Source organism: Cohnella faecalis, from assembly GCF_003570905.1.
In the GTDB taxonomy this organism is placed as follows: domain Bacteria; phylum Bacillota; class Bacilli; order Paenibacillales; family Paenibacillaceae; genus Cohnella; species Cohnella faecalis.
Genome location: NZ_QXJM01000039.1, coordinates 944,724 through 964,705, shown reverse-complemented (window position 1 = coordinate 964,705; position 19,982 = coordinate 944,724). Strand labels below are relative to the sequence as shown.

20 protein-coding genes and 1 pseudogene are annotated in these 19,982 nt (G+C 53.6%); 6 read left to right on the top strand and 15 right to left on the bottom strand.

The features are described from left to right. Window positions 1-10 precede the first annotated feature (10 nt). From thiE to D3H35_RS17260, 15 genes and pseudogenes are all read right to left on the bottom strand, one after another. Window positions 11-628: a thiamine phosphate synthase gene (gene thiE / locus D3H35_RS17330; RefSeq protein ID WP_119151198.1), complete on the bottom strand. Its 618-nt coding sequence runs from the start codon at window positions 626-628 to the stop codon at window positions 11-13. Window positions 629-645: 17 nt separating this feature from the next. Next, a complete protein-coding gene (locus tag D3H35_RS17325) occupies window positions 646-1,659 on the bottom strand; it encodes a ThiF family adenylyltransferase (RefSeq protein ID WP_233567973.1) in 1,014 nt (337 codons plus the stop codon). Between the two features lie 19 nt (window positions 1,660-1,678). After that, entirely contained in the window at window positions 1,679-2,677 is a 999-nt protein-coding gene (locus D3H35_RS17320) for an ABC transporter substrate-binding protein (protein WP_119150494.1), read from the bottom strand. A gap of 38 nt (window positions 2,678-2,715) precedes the next feature. Then, entirely contained in the window at window positions 2,716-3,468 is a 753-nt protein-coding gene (locus D3H35_RS17315) for an ABC transporter permease (protein ID WP_119151196.1), read from the bottom strand. Between the two features lie 58 nt (window positions 3,469-3,526). Continuing rightward, window positions 3,527-4,276: an ABC transporter ATP-binding protein gene (locus tag D3H35_RS17310; protein ID WP_233567972.1), complete on the bottom strand. Its 750-nt coding sequence runs from the start codon at window positions 4,274-4,276 to the stop codon at window positions 3,527-3,529. Continuing rightward, complete coding sequence (tenA, locus tag D3H35_RS17305) at window positions 4,273-4,944, bottom strand: thiaminase II (RefSeq protein ID WP_119150493.1); 672 nt, start codon at window positions 4,942-4,944, stop codon at window positions 4,273-4,275. Before tenA ends, D3H35_RS17310 begins: the two co-directional genes overlap by 4 nt. 255 nt (window positions 4,945-5,199) lie before the next feature. Further along, window positions 5,200-5,907 carry a DNA alkylation repair protein gene (locus D3H35_RS17300; RefSeq protein WP_119150492.1) on the bottom strand — a complete coding sequence of 236 codons (708 nt, stop codon included), beginning with the start codon at window positions 5,905-5,907 and terminating at the stop codon, window positions 5,200-5,202. A gap of 28 nt (window positions 5,908-5,935) precedes the next feature. After that, the gene (locus D3H35_RS17295) at window positions 5,936-6,298 is read right to left on the bottom strand and encodes a DUF1304 domain-containing protein (RefSeq protein ID WP_119150491.1); all 363 of its coding nucleotides are present in this window, start codon (window positions 6,296-6,298) and stop codon (window positions 5,936-5,938) included. Between the two features lie 105 nt (window positions 6,299-6,403). Further along, window positions 6,404-6,700 (bottom strand): annotated as a pseudogene (locus tag D3H35_RS34875) (M56 family metallopeptidase); the annotation flags it as partial. 87 nt (window positions 6,701-6,787) lie between these two features. Further along, window positions 6,788-7,333 carry an ABC transporter permease gene (locus D3H35_RS17285; protein ID WP_119150489.1) on the bottom strand — a complete coding sequence of 182 codons (546 nt, stop codon included), beginning with the start codon at window positions 7,331-7,333 and terminating at the stop codon, window positions 6,788-6,790. 37 nt (window positions 7,334-7,370) lie between these two features. After that, window positions 7,371-8,690 carry a hypothetical protein gene (locus tag D3H35_RS17280; protein ID WP_119150488.1) on the bottom strand — a complete coding sequence of 440 codons (1,320 nt, stop codon included), beginning with the start codon at window positions 8,688-8,690 and terminating at the stop codon, window positions 7,371-7,373. Further along, complete coding sequence (locus D3H35_RS17275) at window positions 8,690-9,589, bottom strand: ABC transporter ATP-binding protein (protein ID WP_199728534.1); 900 nt, start codon at window positions 9,587-9,589, stop codon at window positions 8,690-8,692. The genes D3H35_RS17280 and D3H35_RS17275 overlap by 1 nt, the downstream gene beginning before the upstream one ends. A gap of 134 nt (window positions 9,590-9,723) precedes the next feature. Further along, window positions 9,724-10,902, bottom strand: a complete 1,179-nt coding sequence (locus tag D3H35_RS17270) for a HAMP domain-containing sensor histidine kinase (RefSeq protein ID WP_119150487.1) — start codon at window positions 10,900-10,902, stop codon at window positions 9,724-9,726. Further along, window positions 10,890-11,564 carry a response regulator transcription factor gene (locus D3H35_RS17265; RefSeq protein WP_119150486.1) on the bottom strand — a complete coding sequence of 225 codons (675 nt, stop codon included), beginning with the start codon at window positions 11,562-11,564 and terminating at the stop codon, window positions 10,890-10,892. The genes D3H35_RS17270 and D3H35_RS17265 overlap by 13 nt, the downstream gene beginning before the upstream one ends. Window positions 11,565-11,642: 78 nt before the next feature. Next, on the bottom strand, window positions 11,643-12,365 hold the full coding sequence (locus D3H35_RS17260; RefSeq protein WP_119150485.1) for an aminoglycoside phosphotransferase family protein: 723 nt from the start codon (window positions 12,363-12,365) through the stop codon (window positions 11,643-11,645). A gap of 311 nt (window positions 12,366-12,676) precedes the next feature. Between D3H35_RS17260 and D3H35_RS17255 the strand changes: the two genes are divergently transcribed. The 6 genes from D3H35_RS17255 to D3H35_RS17230 are packed head-to-tail and all read left to right on the top strand — an operon-like array spanning window position 12,677 to window position 19,943. Beyond that, entirely contained in the window at window positions 12,677-14,122 is a 1,446-nt protein-coding gene (locus D3H35_RS17255; RefSeq protein WP_119150484.1) for a hypothetical protein, read from the top strand. A gap of 27 nt (window positions 14,123-14,149) precedes the next feature. After that, window positions 14,150-15,574 (top strand): hypothetical protein, encoded by a 1,425-nt coding sequence (locus D3H35_RS17250; RefSeq protein ID WP_119150483.1) that lies wholly within the window; start codon window positions 14,150-14,152, stop codon window positions 15,572-15,574. Window positions 15,575-15,624: 50 nt separating this feature from the next. Continuing rightward, window positions 15,625-16,011, top strand: a complete 387-nt coding sequence (locus D3H35_RS17245) for a hypothetical protein (RefSeq protein ID WP_119150482.1) — start codon at window positions 15,625-15,627, stop codon at window positions 16,009-16,011. A 3-nt stretch (window positions 16,012-16,014) separates the two neighbouring features. Continuing rightward, window positions 16,015-16,962, top strand: coding sequence for a hypothetical protein (locus D3H35_RS17240; RefSeq protein WP_119150481.1), 948 nt, complete (start codon window positions 16,015-16,017; stop codon window positions 16,960-16,962). Beyond that, the gene (locus D3H35_RS17235) at window positions 16,946-19,303 is read left to right on the top strand and encodes a hypothetical protein (RefSeq protein WP_147355870.1); all 2,358 of its coding nucleotides are present in this window, start codon (window positions 16,946-16,948) and stop codon (window positions 19,301-19,303) included. The genes D3H35_RS17240 and D3H35_RS17235 overlap by 17 nt, the downstream gene beginning before the upstream one ends. Further along, on the top strand, window positions 19,269-19,943 hold the full coding sequence (locus D3H35_RS17230) for a DNA circularization N-terminal domain-containing protein (RefSeq protein ID WP_119150479.1): 675 nt from the start codon (window positions 19,269-19,271) through the stop codon (window positions 19,941-19,943). Before D3H35_RS17235 ends, D3H35_RS17230 begins: the two co-directional genes overlap by 35 nt. Window positions 19,944-19,982: the final 39 nt, after the last annotated feature.

The window sequence follows — 19,982 nt, the reverse complement described above, 5'->3', positions numbered from 1 at the left end:
ACGCTCACTCCTATCTCTTCAGCTTGCCGAGAAACGCTTCGCAGGTTCCTCTCACATCGCTGCTCCCGACAATTTCGCTAACCGCGCAAATTCGCGTCGCTCCCGCATCGATTACTTCATCCACATTGTTCAGCTTAATTCCGCCAATCGCAACGAAAGGAATTTTAATGAATTGCGCAACCTCCCGCACATACCGGACGCTCACCGGATCTACGACATCCGCTTTGGTCGCCGTTCGGAAGACGGGACCGACTCCGATATAATCCGCGCCTTGGCTCTCAGCCAGCAACGCTTCTTGAAGCGCATGCGTCGATATGCCGATTATTTTGCCGCCGACGATTTTTCTAGCTTCGGGCAAGGGCAGATCCCCCTGACCGAGATGAATCCCGTCTGCATCGACTTCCATCGCGATATCGATGTGGTCGTTAACGATAAAGGTCACGTCATGCTTGCGAGTCAGCTCCCGAAGCGCCCTAGCTTTCCGCAGCAGCTCTTGTTTGCCGCTTGTTTTATCCCGCAGCTGAACGATATCCACTCCGCCGAGAATAGCTTCCTCCATCACCTCGATCAAATCCCGATTCGGGTGGAATTGCTCTCCCGTTATGGCATATAGACGAAAATCCTTCATCATCGCATAACCTCCATTTAAGATCCGATATATCGGGCATACAAGGTTTTGGCTCGAACCACGTCATCCGTCCCCTGAACGAATACGCGGCCATCGGGAAACAGTACGAGTCTTTCGCCATCCGGCAGCTCTGCCCGAAGCAGATAAGCATTCACAGTCACCTTCACAGTCGCAGGCTCCAGCCTTTGGCGCCATAGCTCCAGATCGAGCGGCCCGCTCCCGGCCATCTGCACTGTACCTCGGCCGCATAAGGAAATCGCCGAGTCCTGCTCTGTCGTATTCAGGGCGGGATATACTTTCAACTGACAGCAGGGACAGTTATTCCTCGGCTCCGCAAGCTTCATTTCATAATAGTGGTTGTTCCACAAATCAAAAGTGACCAAGCTGTTTCTTCGCTGTCCGTCAGCATCGACCAGATACTTCAACGCTTCAACAGCCTGATAGGAAGCGACGATGTCGACCACAGGCGAAATCACGCCGATCGTATCGCAGGTTTGCCCGTTGGCATCAGCAGATTGAATCATGCAGCGCAAGCAAGGGGTACTCCCCGGAACCAGAATGGCGCTCATGCCCCGCGAGCTGACGGCGCCGCCGTAAGTAAACGGAATCCCCATACGAAAGCATGCGTCATTCAGTAGAAATCTCGTTTGGAAATTATCGGTGCCGTCCAGAACCAGGTCCATGCCCTGAAGCAGAGATTCGATATTATGAACGGTGACATCCGCCACAATCGCCTCGAGCCGGACATCTGAATTGATCTTGCGAAGCTTCTTCTCCGCAGCAATCGCCTTCGGATAACCGTTATGCACATCTTCTTCGTCGTATAACATCTGCCGCTGTAAATTACTTTGCTCCACATAGTCCCGGTCGACAAAACGCACCAAGCCTACGCCGGCTCTTACCATATGATTGGCCAACACAGTGCCTAGCGCGCCCATTCCGACAATGCATACCGCGCTGCTCTTGAGCTTCCGCTGTCCGTCTTCGCCGATCGGCGCAAACAGCATCTGCCTTGAATATCGTCCGTCCACGCGTCAGACTCCCTTCGCCTTATAAATTGCGGAATGCTTGCTCTGCCTTGACTTCCTTCTTCAATTGACCATGCTCCGTCAGCCAATTCAAGATGGAGCTCCAGGATTGCTCGGATTGGCTGCCGAAAGGCTCCGTCCCCGCATCCATCAGAGGAAGCAAAATAGCCAAGCTTTTTTTCTCGACTTCGGCGTCCAGCGGAAACTCCGTACTTTGCTTATCCAATAAGTTTTGCAGAGCTTCATTCGGGTGGCTCACGGTATACTCTTGCCCTTTGGCAGATGCCGCCAGAAATTTCTTGATCGCATCGCTCTTGCTCTTGAGTCCATCCTCGCTTGCCGTCAGAACCAGTTCGTAATAATCCGGAACTCCATATTGGGAAGGATCGAAGGTAATCAGCTTCTCGCCTTCCTTCTCCAATAACAGCTTCTCATGATTCACATAGCCGCCGATGATAGCGTCCACCTTCTTAGTGGTCATCGCCGGAATCAGATCCCAGCCGACGTCCACATAAGTCAGCTTTGATGGATCTCCGCCGTCCGATTTCACCATCGTATTGACGATAGCTTCATCTAGAGGAATCGAGGGGTAGCCGATTTTTTTGCCGATCAGATCTTTGGGACTATGAATCTCGCTCGATTCAAGCGCCATTAATTGATTGAGCGGATGGCGAACAATCGCACCGACGGATACGATCGGTATGTCTTCGGAGCGCGATATCGCCACCTGCATTTGATAGCTGAGCGCCAAATCGGCTTTGCCTGTCGCCACCAGCTTAAGCGCATCATTCGTATCCGCCGGCGTTTGCAGCTTTACCTTCAAACCCGCTTCCTTGAAATATCCCTGCTCCTCGGCAGCATACAAGAACGTATGCACGGCATTCGGGTACCAGTCCAGCAGCACCGTAAGCTCGGTTTCCGCAGGCTCCGCTTGCTTATTGGAGCTGCATCCGGCTGCTATTAACACCAATGCTAGAGCTGTAGATAACCATGCGCTCTTTTTCCACTGACGAAATTTCATTGTAAAATCCCCTTTAATGACTTTTATTAGATTCATTTCTAGCTTCTGCGGCGAACAAGAGTCGCTTTTTCCACCCACTGCACCGCGAGGAACAACAGAACGCCCATGGCCGACAGCAGCAGCACGCCCGAGAACACCGCTTCGCCGCGCAGCATATTGGATGCTCGCTTCGTGTACATCCCCAAGCCGGTTTCCCCTCCGAGCCATTCCCCCAGCGTAGCGCCTCCAACGCTTATAGCGGCAGCCATCTTCAAACCGGTGAAAAATCCCGGCAGAGCGGATGGAATCTTCCATTTGAGAAAGCGGTCGAGCTTGCCGGCTCCCATCGTCTGCATCAGCTCTCCGATGTCGGGATCTGCAGAACGGAACCCATCCGCCGTATTCACGGCAATGGGAAAGAAGGTGAACAGGATCACAACGGCAACCTTGCTCCATATTTCATAGCCGAACCACATGACCATAATCGGCGATAACGCGATAATGGGAATCGTCTGGGACATGACAATTAACGGATAGATCGTCTTTTTCGCCAAGCCCGAGCTTTCAATCCATACGGCAGCAAGCACGCCAAATACGGCGGAAATCCCGAGCCCAAGCAAAGCCTCCCCGAGGGTGACGACAAAATGCTTCCCAAGCAGCCGTCCGTTGTCCCACATGGAGACCAACACATCCGACAGCTTAGGAATGATGTAATGCGGAATGTCAAAAATCGTCGTTCCGGCTTCCCACCCGGCAGCCAGAAGCAGGACGAAAACGAGCACGGGCACATAGGCCGAAAGACTGCGTCTCATATCCTCCCTCCTTCCGAGCTGCCGGTACCGCGTCCAATCAACCCTAGCAACTGCCACTTCAAGCTAATGAATGCCTCGTCCATCGCTGTTTCATAGCTGCGGGGCGAGGCAATTCCACGGCAAGCTCGCTAAGCGTTGTAATAGGAGATTTCGCAGCTACAAGCACCCGATCGGATAAGAGCAGCGCTTCGTCTACGTCATGAGTGATGAACAACACGGTTTTGCGGTGCTGCTCCCATACTTGCATCAGCCATTCTTGCATACCGACGCGCGTCATCGCATCCAAAGCGCTGAAAGGCTCGTCCAGAAGAAACAGCTCTCCTCCTCCCAGAAGGGAGCGCAAGAAAGATACTCTTTGGCGCATGCCGCCGGACAACTCGTGAGGGTACTTGCGCTCGGTTCCTTCCAGTCCTAGGCCCGGAAGCAGCTCCAGCACCTGACGACGAGCTTCCCGCTTCGTCGTCCCGCCTAGCTCCAGACCTAGAGCCGCATTATCCAGCACGGTTCTCCATGGCATCAGGCAATCTTTTTGGGGCATATAACCGAGCTTGCCAAGCTTGCTTGCCGCTGCTGCCGAGACTCCCTCCGCTCCAATAGCGATCGTTCCGGCTTGAGGGGCCAGCAGTCCGGCCAGCAGCCGGAATAAGGTAGTCTTTCCTACACCGCTAGCCGCAAGAACGCTGACGAACTCGCCTTGTTTAATATCGAAGTCCAGTTCTCGGAACAGAGACGGCGCTCCGGGAAAGGAAAAGCTTAGCCCGCGAACCGATAACGCGATCGGCCTCCCATCCTTCCTGGCTGCACTCAAACCGGCCACTCTTCTTGCCGATAAGCCATATCCCAGAACAAATATTCAAGCTTGGATGCGGCAACGAAACGTTCCTCCAGCTGCGCAAGCTCCTGCTCAGGCAGACCTTCCGCCAAACGATCCATTAGACCGATACACCAGTCGGCAAGCGCACCGAATTCCTCGGAGCCGTACATTAAGATCCACTCCCGATACAACGGATGGTCCAAAGCGCCGGGAAATTTCATGAACGCGGTGCCGATCTCCCGGTAACTCCACATACACGGGAGCAGGACCGCTACCACCTCGGCCAGCGAGCCTTGTGCAGCGGCATCCAGCATATACTTCGTATAAGCGACTGTAGTTGGAGAAGGCCGCGTCTGCTCCAACTGCTCGCGCGTCACGCCGAAGCGCTCCGCATATTGGCGGTGAAGCTCCATCTCCACGTTCAGCGTGGAGTGAAGCAACTCTGCGAACTTGACCATCGTCTCAAGATCTCTGGCCTTTATACTGCCTATAGCGAACATCTTCGCATAATCGATAAGATACACATAATCCTGCTTGAGATAATAGATGAAGCGCCCGGGATCCAGCGTCCCTTCTCTCAATTCCGTCAAAAACGGGTGCCGATGACTCTTTATCCATATTTCTTGAGCTGCACGGTACAGCCTTTCGCTAAATCGACTCACTAACAACCCTCGCCCTCTTTATATGTTTCTATCAACTGCGCGAACAATAGAAAAAAACCATTCGAGAATATACGAATGGTTACGATTCGATACGTTCTCTACGCCAGCATTACCTGGTTCAGATTAACGGTCAGGGAAATAACGTTCCCTATCTCAGCCGGACTCCATCCAGCACCCGTACTCCACTATTAAATTATCCCCACTATAGCTCATAAGCTCATAGTTGACAACGTGAACCAAAAAACGAAAGAGGATTTAACATCTTACATATTTGCGTTTGAAGCCAAGCTGCCCTCTATCGACAGCCTTTTGAATATTTTCGGAAGCATTCAGGAAGCTGTTTTTTTTCTTGTCTTTTTTGACTTCTACCGGGCCTACCGTCTTTGCGGTCGCAACCGCCTGATCGTGGAGCGGCGAATAGGATGTCGCTACGGTGTAAATAAAATTATTCATCGCGTATTTCGTGCGCTCGGGGGAGCTGTGAATCGTATTTTTCACCCTTTCAAGCAGATCGGCCAGCTTGCTCTCGGAAAATTCGCTGTCCGGGCGACTGCCCAACAGCCAGCAGTAACAGCTCCAGCCCGCCGACATTCTCAACTCTTCGCCGCTGGCGATCCATTGATCGGCCACTTTTTGCGCAATGTCTGTTTCCGCCAACGTTACCGCAACCACATAGTCGGACAGCATAAAAAAATAAGCCGCATCGATCCAACGCTCAAAATCCGCTTCCGTCATCGCTTTTGGGTCTGCGATTACGCCGGCAAAGTACATGGCGTCGTAGTTCCCGGTAGCGTAAAGCTGCTCAGCCAACGGCTGATTTAGTTTAATTTTTTTGGCGATTGGCTTCATTTCGCCTGTAGCCGTGCCAAAAAGCGGTTCGTGCGCGCCATTGGATACGTAGATTTTTTTCGTTCGTTCCTTGCCGAGAGCTTCAAGCTCCTGCATAACCGTCTCTAAATTCATTGCTCAGCACTCCTTCTTTTTTGAGGCATCAACTAACAAGTACAAACAGCAAAGCAATAAGCGCGGGCAACCCTTGTGTAACAAGGATGGACTTCTTCGCCGATAAGCCGCCGTAAACGGCAGCTACGAGCACGCAAATAAGGAAGAACAATTGAATCTGACGGCCAAACGCCGAATCGGGATGCACAAGTCCCCATATTAAGCCCGCTGCCAGAAACCCATTGTAAAGCCCCTGATTCGCCGCCAAAGCTTTCGTTTGTTCCGCGAACGGCTTCGTTGTTCCAAATATGCGCATAGCGCGCGGCTTCGTCCACATGAACATCTCCAGAATCAAGATGTACACATGCTCCAGGGCAACGACAGCTACAAGGATTGCGCTAATTAAGGTCATTGGGCTTCACTGCTCCATTTTTAGTATTTTCGATTGTTACCGTATTTTATCATTTTCAAAACGATGCTGTCCCAACCTGAAAATGATAAATTTCAAAAATAGCGATTAAAATTGGAATAACCCAATAGCCCGCTCATCCCCAGGGGAGCTTGCAAGGCATAAATGGACAGCTTGGGGTATCGCATGAGGCCCATAAGACAATGGATACCGCGTATTCAAAACAGAGCAGGGCATTGCTTGGACATGACACCCGCGGCTCTGTCGCCTATTTCTTTTGGATGCCGTATGAACAAGCGGATTAAACCAGTGCACATGTTGAACCAGATTGGCCGCAAGATGCAGGCAGCTATCCCTCGTCTTCCAATGCTGGAGCTCATGCAATAAAATAAACCGCAGTTCGGTCTCCGTAACACAGCGCGAAGCACCTGCAAGCTAGTCCTTTTTCAAGGAATGGCTTGCAGGTGCTTTCTTCCTCTCTATGACACCTAGTCACCCCACACGGTCGGAATGTGCGGCAGAAAGTACCAGCGAAACCGACACCATAACGGCGCTTGACGCCAACAGCCAGATTTTCTGGTCGTACTGTCCATCCATCATCGAAAATAAATCGAAGCTGCCCAGCCGGACGCCGCCTACCAGATTCATCGCGTAAAAACTCGCCGGTATCATATAAGCAGCAGCCGTATTATTCGTTGCCGCCGAAGACAGCATGCCGAGCGAGCCCAGGAAAACAGCCGAAGCGACTGTTCCGAACATAAGCGGAAGCGTAACCTTGCAGTCGTTGAACTTCATATAGAGAACAAATAGACCGATAAGCGCGAGTAAAGCGGCCCCCGAATAGATGAGGCGGATGAGATGAACATAGAGCTGGCTCATCCATTTCGAAGAGACGATCTCCCGGATGTGGGGATTTTGCTCCGGCTGGAAAATCGGCGTCAGCAGGACGATCCCGACAAGAGAAACCCACGATTCGAGCGGAGCCGCGGAAGCTTGACTGTCCAGGCCGGACGTTCCGAACAATACGGGCGTCAACATCAGTATTAACGCCGCCAGAGCCAAATACGGCAGAAAATTATGCCGCAAATTTATTTTGGCGATTGACCATGCCGGCAAACCATTTCTTGACGCCGAATCCATCGAATCTTCCCCTCCTTTTTTGTTCGTAAACAACAATTGTCGCGGCGATCAAGATCAGCGCAAGTCCGGCCATCAGCAAACGGTTGGCGACAAGGCTGTCGAGCTGATCGAGGAAATCTTGCGTCCGTGATAACGAGTTATGGCGCGGCATCAATCGAAGGAGCGAATACCCGCCCGCACTTTCCATAATTCCCTGATTCATATCAATAAACCACCACAACCCTTGAACCGCAATGGCGATCGGCGTATTCGTAAGCTCCGTCAGAAACAGGCCGATCGCAGCGGAGATCATGACGGAGGGCAAAATCCAGCCGAGTTCGTATTGAAGCGGAGCGAAATAATTTAACGTCATCCCGTCGTAAAGCTTCCAGGCGGTAGCGTTCGAAATATAGGACAACGCGATAACGGGAACCATCACGCACAGCAGAATAGCCGAATATCGCGTCGCAATCACTTTCGCGGAAGAGACGCTCCTTGTATAGATCAGCTCGCTGATGCCGGCGCGCTTGTCCTTTAAGGAGACAGCAACCGCGACAAATACAGGCATAACCGAAAGAATAATCAGGATGTAATCTGCGAACAGCCTGGCATAGGCTCCAGTGAAACGATCGCGCTCTTTCGTTAACTTATAGCTTTCGACGGCTTCCTCGTAAGTGATCGGAACGCTTCCGAACCCGATAAGATAGGTTTCGGAATAGCTCGAGCCGCCGCCGATCAGGTTGTTGGCCCGCTTCATGAACGCTTTAAAATCGTCGTAGGCGATTCCATCCTTCGGCGCAACCTGCGAAGGAGCGTCATTCTTGGCAGAGGTATTATCCGGTACGTCAATCGTATAGCGGCCATCGCCTTGGGATTTCAGTTCGCCGCCTTGCAAGGAGAAGCCGGCGTCTTCCGCTCCCCCTTCTGCCGCCTGAAGCTTGTCTGCGGGAATTCCCGTAAGCGCAGAGAGAATGTCGGCCATTTGCCGCTGTTTATTCTCATTCAGCTTCACCTTCTTATAGAAGCCTATCGGATACGCCGTATAGCTGTTTATGCCAAATTCACGATATAGCGATTGAAGCGCTGCAGGCATAATGATTTCGGGAATATCCTTGTTCTGCATGCCGTAGCTTTCCTGTCCCGGTTTCGGCATTTCAATGGCCTGGCCGCTGAAATCAAGCACCTCCTCCGAGCTCGTCATCAGCAGCGCTCCCGCAATAAGAAGGAGAAAGGTAACCGAAAATAGGATTTTTTTGCATTCGCGAAAAAACAGCATCACCGCACACCTCCTGCAGGGTCGGCAGAGGCTCCGTTATGGTACAGGTACCGCATATAAGCGTCTTCAATATTAGGCTCGCATACTTCCGCGTCCGGTACCGGCGTATCGGACCACAGGCGGATATAGGTTTTGTTTCCTTGCGTATGCATACCGGTAACGGCGTATTTCAATTTGAGTCCGGGCACTTCGTTTTTCTCCGCCGCCTTGGTGAACACCTTGCCCCCCGCAGTTTGCAAAAGGGCTGCGACCGTCCCGCGGTACAGCAGCTTGCCGCTGTCAAGTATCGCGATTTCCTCGCAAGTCGCCTCAATGTCGCCGACGATGTGCGTGGACAAAATAACGATTCTCTCCGCCGCCGCCTCGGACAGCAAATTGCGAAAGCGAACCCTTTCTTCCGGATCGAGTCCTGCTGTCGGCTCGTCTACGATCAGAACCTTCGGGTCGTGCAGCAGCGCTTGCGCGATACCGAGCCTACGCTTCATCCCTCCCGACAACGCCTTTACTTTTTTGTTCCGGTGTTCGATGAGGTTGACCCGGTCAAGCAGCATTTCTGTACGCTCTTTTCGCTCACGACCGTTCATCCCAGCAAGCAGTCCCAAGTAATCCATCGCCTCTGCAACGCGCATGGACGGATAGATGGAAAATTCCTGCGGCAAATAGCCGGTTATTTTCCGGATTTCCTTGGCGTTCTCGATCGGGATACCGCATACCGTAACCTTTCCTGCTTTTTTGGATTGCAGCGCGGCAAGTATTTTCATCAAAGTCGTTTTGCCCGCCCCATTCCTGCCCAGCAGACCGAACATCCCCTGCCCGATATCCAAATCGACATTGCACAACGCTTGCTTCTTCCCGTAAAACTTGTTTAATTCCCTGATGGTAATGAGAGGCTCGCTCAAAATCGACAGCTCCTTTTCAAAGTAGTTTTTTCCCCGCCTGAGAGTAGCCTACCTCATCATTTTCAACTTTTTATCCACACGAAAAAAACACCTGACTGCTTTGCGCAATCAGGTGTCCCCTATTATCGCTCCCGCTAAAACACGGCTTTAACCGCCGCACCGCCCGAATCATTATACAACCGGATCGATCCGCCGTGCTTTTCGCATAATACTTTGCAAATGGTAAGTCCCATCCCGAAATGGGTTTTGTCGGAGCTGTCGCTTGACCGGTAAAACGGCTTTGTCGCCTCAAGCAAATCCTTGCCGCTAAACCCATGCCCGTCGTCGGAAACCGTTAAAGAAAGCATCCCCTCACCGGCCAGCGTAACGCGAATTTGGCTTTGGGCATATCTCGCGGCGTTGGAAAGAAGGTTTTCATACACTTGCATGACGAACGATACGTCCACATGGAAGGAATCGTCGTCCGCCAAAGCGTTGTCCACCTGCAGACGATTGCCCGCGCACAGAATTTCTCCGCTGGCATGCAAACGTTCCACGAGCTCTCCGGCAGTGACGTATGCCTTGCAAAAGGCAATATCCTCCAGCTTCTGCAGACGGCTCATGGCATCGACATAGTTTTCCAGCCGCAAAATGTGGGATTTTATGACGGCTGCCGTCGCCGCGACTTTTTCGCTTGACATTTTGCCGTCCGGCACGTATTTCAGAAGCATATCGCTATGTCCCTTCAGGACGGTGAGCGGCGTGCGCAAATCGTGGGAGAAAGCCGCGTTGAGTCGTTTCCTCTCCTCTACCTGTCGCCACATTTCCAGTTGGTTTTCCCGCAAGGCGGCTCGCATTTTTTCGAACGAATCGCACAGCCGGCCCATTTCATCATTCGCCCCGTATGCCACCGAAAAGTCGAGATTGTTTTGCTCTATTTGTCCGGAAGCGGCAGTTAACAAGGCTAGCGGCTTCTTCAGCTTATTCCTGTAGAAAAGAAATGCCGAAACGACGACGCAAACCGAAAATACGACGGGTATCGATGCAGCCGAAACGGCTTGCAGGACGGCCACCTTCCGCTTATCGCTTGCAGACAGCCATGGCGGATCCGTATTGACAACAACTCCGTCTCCCAGACGTTCGCCATCCTTCGTAGTAAGGTAGTAGGTAGCGCCCGTCGTTTCCCCAGCCGAATAAATTCGTTCATTCCAGACAGTTGTCAGATGAAGAATGCCAGCCGACAGGGCCGCGGCGCTCAGCACGCAAGCCGTCACATACAGGACAAACGATGCTTTGAACGATAAATTCCGCAGTCTGGCTGTTATTTGGCCCATTTGTACCCCACTCCCCAGACAGTTTCGATATAAGGCTTCATCCCGGAAGAAGCGAACTTGGCCCGGATGCGCCGTATATGTTCCGCAACGACTGAGCTGCTGCCGCCATTGTCGAAGTCCCATAAGCGCTCGTAGATGCGTTCCTTGTCGAAAATCTGTCCGGCATGCTGCGAGAGCAATTCGATGATTCCAAACTCCTTCTTGGCCAGGCTCACCGTTTCGCCTCTAAAATACAGCAAGCGCTCGGAATAATCGATGACGAGATCGCTGTCGAATTTGACTTTGGACGATTCGTAATGACGACGCTCGCGCCGCAAATGGGCGGCCACTCGCGCTCCGAGCTCGTCAATGGAAAAGGGCTTCACAATATAATCGTCCCCACCGACGCCAAACCCTTTAATTTTATCGCTGTCCTCTACTCTGGCCGTAAGAAATAAAATCGGGCAGGAGACGAAATGCCGGATTTGCCCGCAAACCTGCAGCCCGTCGAAGTCGGGCATATGGATGTCCAGCAGAATAAGATCCGGCTGCTTCTCGGCTTGCCGCACCGCTTCCCGGCCTCCTGCCGCCGTCATGACACGATAGCCAGTGAGTTCAAAGTAATCGCGGAGCATATTGAGAATATCGACTTCGTCATCAACGATTAAAATGCTAGGGGACATAGCAACACCTCAGGCACAGCGTATCATTCATTTTTCAACTTTTTATCAACCTCCGACCTTTTCGATTCGTCGGGGCATTCATTCACCCGCTCTAGCCGTAATAATCACGGATAAATAGTCTTGTATCATTGGTCGGGTAACATTCATTTCGATAAGATATAAGTCTGCCAATGTTTTCTTAAATCGCAGAAGCATTTCTCTATCCTCTGCACCTACCGGAACCGGTGTATATTCCACCAAAAATACCGTTCTTGCAACGTCATACAAAAAATGGCCATGGCACACATTCATGAAGTCTATTACCGTTGTCTGCCCATTGGATAGTAATATATTGCCCGGATGAAAATCGCCATGACAAAGCGTATCTCCATCCTCTAGTGTATCCAAAATCTCCAATGCTTCTTCTTGTTCCGTTAAATGAACCGATGGCGCGTTTAATAGATTCGATTTCAAAAACGATTTGTAATCCGGCACGTTGCTAACTTCGTGCTGAACGATCGTCTTATGCAGCTTTGCCATATATTTTGCGCAGCTCTGGAGATCGCCTGTTCCCAAAACCCAATCCAGCAGAGATTCGCCCTCCACTCGATCATAGATGATGCCCGTTCGCCCTTCGCAGCCAATCATGTCATAGACTTGGGGCTTTGCGAAGCTCATTCCATGGATAGCCTTGGCGTTGTGAAACTCTCTTTCCGCCGCATCTTGAGGATAGCCCGGAACGAAAAGCTTAAGCGCTTTACCTTCCTCCCATTCATATACGGTTGCCGTATTTCCTTCGCCAATTATTTTTCCGTATTTCATTCGTGCCGCCCCCTCCTTTCCTAAAAAAGAAGCCGATTGTCCGAATTCATATCCATCATAATACACTTTGGCCGATTTGGACTTTAAATTGCGTACATCATGCTCCCTCTATGAGTTTATCCCTATGAGAACCATTCCAATTTATGGACAAATGAGCTATACTCTCATAGTATTTACTTGCGAAAAAATAGAATTATGTCGCAAATTGCAGAAATTCGGCACTTCCCCTTTTACCCCCTTACATAACTCATCAGCATAAGCTTCAGAGAAGTTTTACACCGTTTCATAGCCTATGACGGGAGAGATTGGATTTGCGCAACAATGCGGTAGCTTTCCTATGGTTCGGCAGTCTGCTTATTCTTATCGGAGCAGCATTGGGAGCCTGGTCGGCTGCGCCGGCTCTCCGAGCCTCGCATCCCGTCGCATTCGCCGGGCAGACCTATCCCGTAAAAGAGGATGGAGCGGCCATTAGCGCGGGTACAGCGGTGAAACCTTCGGACAAGCCATTGTCCCGGGTCGATTGTCCCAAAGTTTATGTCGACAAAATGTGCGTAGAGCTTCCGCGTCTGGAGTCGACCGTTGAACTATGGCTGAAAAAAACGGAAAATTCCGCTGCGGAGAAGTTCCGTACTCTCGCTCAGGTACCCGCCAATACCCGGCTATATGCCGCCTCAGGCGTATTGCTGTTCGCCGCCGGCTTGCAGCTGGTTTACGAAGGCTGGAGGCGGAGATCGAACAAGTCTCCGTTAAGTCATCCCAGCTTAAGCCGGTTTCAATTGTTGTTGTGGATCGCGGCGGCCGCCGCCGTCTATGCCGCACTGAGCGTTCCGCGTCTGGACTGGCGCATAGGCGTTCTGCCGCAGCACTTCTGGCTTCTGGCATCCGCCTGCGTAACCCGAATGCTCTCGAAGCTGGTCGACTGGAGGAAGCTCGGCAAGCTCGGCGCTCCGATAGACCGAGCGCTGGACGAGCTGAAGGCGTACGCGTTAAGCCATCCGCCCAAGTCCGGCGAAGATCAGCTCCCTTCCGAGGTGAAGGCCCAATTGGACGCCGTTAAGAAGGCCGCTGCCGACCTGCCGGCCGGTACGATCACGCTCGTCCAATTTCAGCAGCAGCTCGACAAGGCTGTCGCCGCGTTGAACGCAAGCATGCCGAAGCCGCCGGACGGGACGTCCGCCGCGCTGCAGGAAACTTTGGCGCCGATGCCCGTTCACAGCTTATCTCTAAGCCCCGCTCAATTGCAGAACTACGCCTCGACCGCGCAAACCGCGATTGACGAGCGAACAAACCAATTGCTGCAAGCTATCGCGAAAGAGCCGCCCGGGTGGGTTAAGCTGCTCAACGATGTCGAAGCTTTGGCGCAGGCCGCCAAAAATGAGAAAACCGATCCAAACGCTTTTTTCACCGCCTTGATCAAGGCGCTTTCGGATTTCCGAACTCAAGGTCCCGGGATTATTAAGCAAGCGGAATCCTTATTCTCCCGTCTGGCGGCCTGGTGGAAAAAAGGCGGAGTGATCGGCTCGCTTCGCGGTCAGAACAGGAAGCTCAGCCTGTCTCGAATCCAATACGCGCTGAGCGTCTGCGCGACCGTCGTCTACTTCGTTATTCAGACCGTTCGCGAAGGCCATCTTCCGGCTCTTCCATTGCCTGCTATCACAACGGTTAGCGCTAGCCAGCTTGTTTATCTTGTTGCCAAATGGCTCGGCCATTCGGCGTCTTTACCTCAAGAACAGCAGCATGGCAAGCTATCCATATAACAATTTGACAAGAGAGGGTGTGTAAGAATGGGTTCAGCATTACCTGTACTACCTGGCGTAAGCATTCAGGTTATTAGGGAAGTCGTGCCGACTCCCATGGATTCTCCCGGCGTGCTCGGTATTCTGGGATGCGTAGGCAACTATACTCCCAAGCAAAAACTCACTATCGTAGGCAGCGTTCAGGAAATAACCGATGCCTACGGAAGCGCTACGCTCGCCTCTATTCCCGAATTGAGGCAAGCATTCTCTGCCGGCTTGAATCAGGTCGTCATTTCCCCCGTCGACCCTTCGACGGCGCTGGCCGCTTACTCTACCATCCCTGTCACCGCCGACAACGCGGGCACGGGACTTGGCGTTACCGCCAAAGTCGCAGGAGCGTGGGGGAACGGGATCAGCGTGCAGGCAACGCCTAAGATAGGAGCTGGAACGAACAGCAGCACGCAGCTCGTAGACGTAACCGTCTACTATCCGGACGAGAATACTCTAGTAGAGGCCTACCGCAACCTGAGCACGTCGGCTTCCGATAGCAACTATTTCATCACCGCTATTAATGCGGCCAGCGGTTATATTGTGCTTTCGCCTATGACCGGGTCGAAAGTCGTCGTGCCGAATACGGCGAATGGCATGATCACGCTGAACAAAGGCAAAGACGCTTCTGTGCAAGCGTTCCAAGACGCGCTGGATCGATTGAAGGATATCGAGGAAGTCGACATGGTTGCCGCCTCTTTGTCCCCCGACCCGTCCAACATTAACAACATCACGCAAATTTATGCGCAAATTTTATCCCATTGCGAATTGATGGCTTCGCAAAATTACCCTCGCATCGGCTTCGGTCAGACGATATCCGCATTGAACGACCGTGCGGACGTAGACAACGCGCAGCTGATGATCGCTCCGCTGATCAGCGAACGATTCGTCTTCTCCGCTCCGGCCGGGTATCTTGGCTCTGTCATCGGAATGGTCGCCGGCATGAATTTCTACGAGTCGCCGACCTACAAGACGGTGCCGAACGTCGTCTCCCTTAACTGGGACTACACGGCATCGGAGCTGACGACTCTCGTCTCCTCCGGCGTATTCGCCATCGATCAGCTTCCGCACAAAGGCATCGTCTGCGTCAAAGGAATTACGACGGACTGCGGTCAACTGAACGTAACCCGCATCGCCGACCTGTGCGTGCGCCAAATCAATCATATCGCGTCCGGTTTTATCGGCTTGCTCAATACCGACGTGCAGCGCCTTGCTTTGAAACAGCTGATCATTCAGACGTTTACCGACATGGAGAACCAGTCTGCCCTCGTCAAGAGCGCGGACGGCAAGCTTCCCGCCTTCGTCGTTGACGTCACATCGACGCCGGCCGACTTCTCGCAAGGAATCGTACGCATTACGGCTGCGGTTCGTCCTGTCCGCGCCATCGATTATATTATCGCAACGCTCACCGTCCAGGCTTCTTAATCTAGCAACGCATCTCATATGAATCGATTCTCAAAAGGAGGCAAGCGACGATGCCGATTTTGCTCACGGCGGATAAAAGCAACGTACTCGTGAACGGCAAAGCGATCGAAGGACTGCAGGAAATTACTTACCGCACCGTCAAGCCTCACATCGATCTTCCTTCGATCGGTTCGGACGAACGGATGGGCATAGCCTATGGAATGACTGAGGTCAGAGGTTACTTGCGCGTTATTTCGGCAAGCGACGATCTCGATCAGCTGTTCATCAACAAAACGCCCTTTCAAATTTTTGCCCAGCTGAAGCATACCGCCTCCACGGGAGACATGACCAAGGAGATTACGCTGGACGATTGTTACATGCACAAGAAGAGCTTCGCTCTAAAAGCAAGCGGCGTAGCGGAAGTCATCTATAAATTCTCGGCCACCAGGGAGAGGTAGGGAATGAGCAAAGCCAGAGGAGCAAGCACGCTTCCCGCTCGCTCCGTCGTCCGGTGGGGTGACGCGACTTACCGGATTGAAGCGCCGACCTGGTTCGCTTGGCAGGATGCCATGGAACGTTCGACACGGACGGATGGCAATGTGGATGCCCAAAGGCTGCTTGAGGAAGCGTTAGCCGTGACGGCACGCGACGAGAATGACCAACGCCTCTCTATCGACAGCATCCGCCTCTTGTCCGCGCTCGACGGCGACAGGCTGCTGGCCGGAACGCTTGAGCTGATTGAGCGGCAGCGCCAGTATTACGCATTCCGCGAGCAGGAGCAGCCGGATGGCTCCATCGCTCTGCTGGGCAACCAGGTGTATTTGAAGCTGCAGAGCTGGACGTTCGGCGAACGGAACGACGTGCTTCGCCGTTCGCTCCGATTGGAGAACGGACAAGCGGCGGTCGACATGGCGCTCTACGAGCGAATGATGATTCTCGCATGCGTCAGAACCGGAGAGGACACGCGGCTTCAACCTTCCGAGCTGTCGGGCTGGACGGTGCCGTTCGGCGAGAAAGTGCTTGAGCTTCTCGATCAACTGAACGGCATAGAGTCTCGCTACGATGAGCTGCTGCAAGCGTGTCTGGACAGCGGACAGCACCATCCCGATCTGGATTTAATCCAGCTATGCCGGACGTTCGGCTGGTATCCCGACCGCGTACTCGGCCTGGATGCGCAGCTTGCGGAGCGACTGTCCGCAGGCGTTCGCATCTTGAAGAAATCGGGCTTGCTTGCGGACGGCCCGGCCGCAAGCCGATTGCCTTCGGCTATGCCCGCCGAAGCTGCGGCCGCGGCTTCTTACAACCCGCAGGGCGGTTACGACGCGGCGCGCTCAAATCCGTTGGGCGATACCGGCATCTGGGAATTGGAAGACGGGGAGGTGACGACAATCCTTGTCAACGAAAGCTGAGGGCCGTTTTCACTTAAACGCGGCTGCCCTACAATTTCTCGATACCGTATATGTGCGCGCCACGCAGCGAGAGCAACGCAGAAGGCAAATCATCGGCGAACCGGTTCACCCTGTGCGGAACGATAGTTTGTTGGCGGACTGGCCTATGTCAGCCGTTAAGCCGCGCCAAGCGGCAGCATCGGCAAATGGGGAATCGAACGCGTATTTCCATGATACGAACTTCTCCCAGCTCCCGAAGGAAGACTATGCATTCGATCCGGATGCGCCTGTCGCTTCCTCTTCGGACGAGTTCCGCGATGAGCTTGCTCATGCGAATTCGTTGGAGATGGAGTTCGAGTTCGAACAGATGGCTCGATCCTCGCAAGATGCTGAATCCTTGGCGGATGGGCTGGTGTTGCCCGGATCGGCACAGGATGCGGCACGTATGCGGCGGGATGCGGGACAAGCCGTTCATGCCGATGGGAATGCGAGGCAAGCCGTTTATGCCGAGTCGGATGCGGTGAAGCGCGAGCCGGGTATGGCGGACGAGGATGGGCATCTGTTACAGCTTGCGCGCGATTCGGCCCATGCGGAACGGAATGCAGTGAACCCCGCGCTGGGCGCGGCGGAAGCGGATGAGCTTTCCTTGCGTGTGGGGCGCGATGTCGCCCGCGCGGAACGGATTGCTGAGAGTCCCGCGGCAGAAGCGGATGAGCTTTCCTTGCGTGTGGAGCGCGATGTCGCCCGCGCGGAACGGATTGCTGAGAGTCCCGCGGCAGAAGCGGATGAGCTTTCCTTGCGTGTGGAGCGCGATGTCGCCCGCGCGGAACGGATTGCTCGGAGTCCTGAGCGGGGCATGGCGGAAGCGGAAGAGCTTTCCTTGCGTGTGGAGCGCGATGTCGCCCGCGCGGAACGGATTGCTCGGAGTCCTGAGCGGGGCATGGCGGAAGTGAAAGAGCTTTCCTTGCATGTGGGGCGCGATGTCGCCTACTCGGAACGGATTGCTGAGAGTCCCACGCCAGTCGCGACGGAAGCGGATGAGCTTTCCTTGCATGTGGGGCGCGATGTCGCCCGTGCGAAACGGATTCCAATGAATTCCGCGCGTGACGCGGCGGAAGCGGATGAACTCACCAGAGTTGCCGTGCAATCCGCCTCCAGCGCCCGCGACAAGCTGCTGCTAGCTATCGCGCCGTCGCTGCGACGTCGTTCTGCGGTACTGCGCGACGCTCAAGACGCTGCCGACGAACAAAGACGCTTTTTCGGAGCCGGTTCCGCTCCCCGCTCAGTTCCGAATGGAGTCGGACAAACCCTTCGTTCGGAACCTTTTGCGGAAACGCCCGGCTCCCGGCAGAAGCAAGCGGACGCAGTCAGCGGCCGAAGCACAATCAATGTACAGCACCGGACAGATTTTGGCGATCAACCGCCCGAAACCTTACATCATACAACGACGGCCTATGCTGAAGGCGATTCGCTTCATCCGGCTCTATCCGATACGGAGAACACGAATTCGTCCAAAGATCCGGACGTTGCGTCAGAAGCGGCTGCTTTATCCAAACCGTCAACGTCTCCCTTATCGGGAACAGCCTTACGGGAAGGACGGTCGGCAATAGCCGGTTCAGCCGACGAAGCCGTCGGAAGCCCAACTGGAAGCTCCTTGGCCGAATCCGGACATACGGTGCAAGATCGTCCGCTTTCTTCTCTGTACAGGGAGCTTCAGCGCTTCACCGCCGCTCAGACAGGCTCGAACGTTCCGCCTCCTTCCAATGACCGCTATCATTCATCCGGAAGCGTAGGCTTCAGAGCGGAGAAGGTTTTGTCGGATGAGCCAAGCTGGAAGCCTTCCAGAGCGCAGGCTCCCGAAATGACTTTCTTATCGGAACGGCCCGCTTGGAGCCATTTCTCTGAAGAAGGCGCGGCAGAACCGAATTTGTCCAACAGGGACAGCGGCGTACCGAGAACTTTTCCCGTGTCTCCGTCGCATTTTGAAGCCGGAACGTTCAACGACGGCAAGTCCGCGACGGGACAATCCAATTACGCTATACCCGGGAATTTCCCGGTTGCGGCAGGGTCGGCATTCCGGGGAGGCACCCTGACAACGATGACGGGATTTTCCGACGAACAAGGGGCCGTAACGATAAGGCGCCCCGGCGGTATTCCGGCTTTCCGGTCGTTAAACGGCATGCAGGAATCCGGACTATCGCAATCGTTCGCAGCGCAAGGCGATTTTACGAGGGGCGCTTCGAGCGACAGCGATTTTACCGCTTTCCCGACCGTCCCCGAACCGGATATCGACCTGCGCGAAACATTGGCGAGGATGCTTCGCGAAGATGCCATGCGGCACGGCATCCGGCTTGAGGGGTGAGGCCGTGTCCGCCGCCAACGCCGTAGTCATCGGCACTGTCGAGCTAGACAAAGTGACGGGAATACTCGTCGAGGAAAAACGCAAGCTTGCCGTTCATCCTTGGCCGGGCTCTACAGGCGACCTGATCCAGGATCTCGGCATGGCCGCCGCCCGCATTCGAATTTATGGAATCGTAAGCGGCGACGGAGCAGGAGACAAGCTTGAACAATTGCGAGCTCTGATCAACAAAGGCGACTCCGTCGATTTTACGGCAAGCGCCGCGATCCCGTCGGACGTAACCCAGGTGATGATCGTGTCCTGTCAAGTTTATCAGCCTCCGGGATTCGTGAACCTGTTCGAGTACGAGCTTGAGCTCATCCGTTACGTCCCCGTTCCCGTTACGGATTCGGGCGGCTTCCATATCGGCTCTTTATCCTCATTGAAAGACTCGATGCATTCGTCGGCGCTCGACGAAATTTCCGGAGCCGTATCCGAACTCGGCACGGCAAAGGGCCGCTTGCAGGACATCGAAGACGTGATGAGCGCCACCAAGGATTCCTTATCGCTGCTTAAGAACGGAATGAATTTATTCAGCGGGTTAAATGTATTGCGTAAAGTCATTTCCACCGGCCAGGAAGTTGTCGAAGCCTCTAAGAAATAACCCTATTTCATAATCCGATTCGCCAAAGCTCGTAAAAAA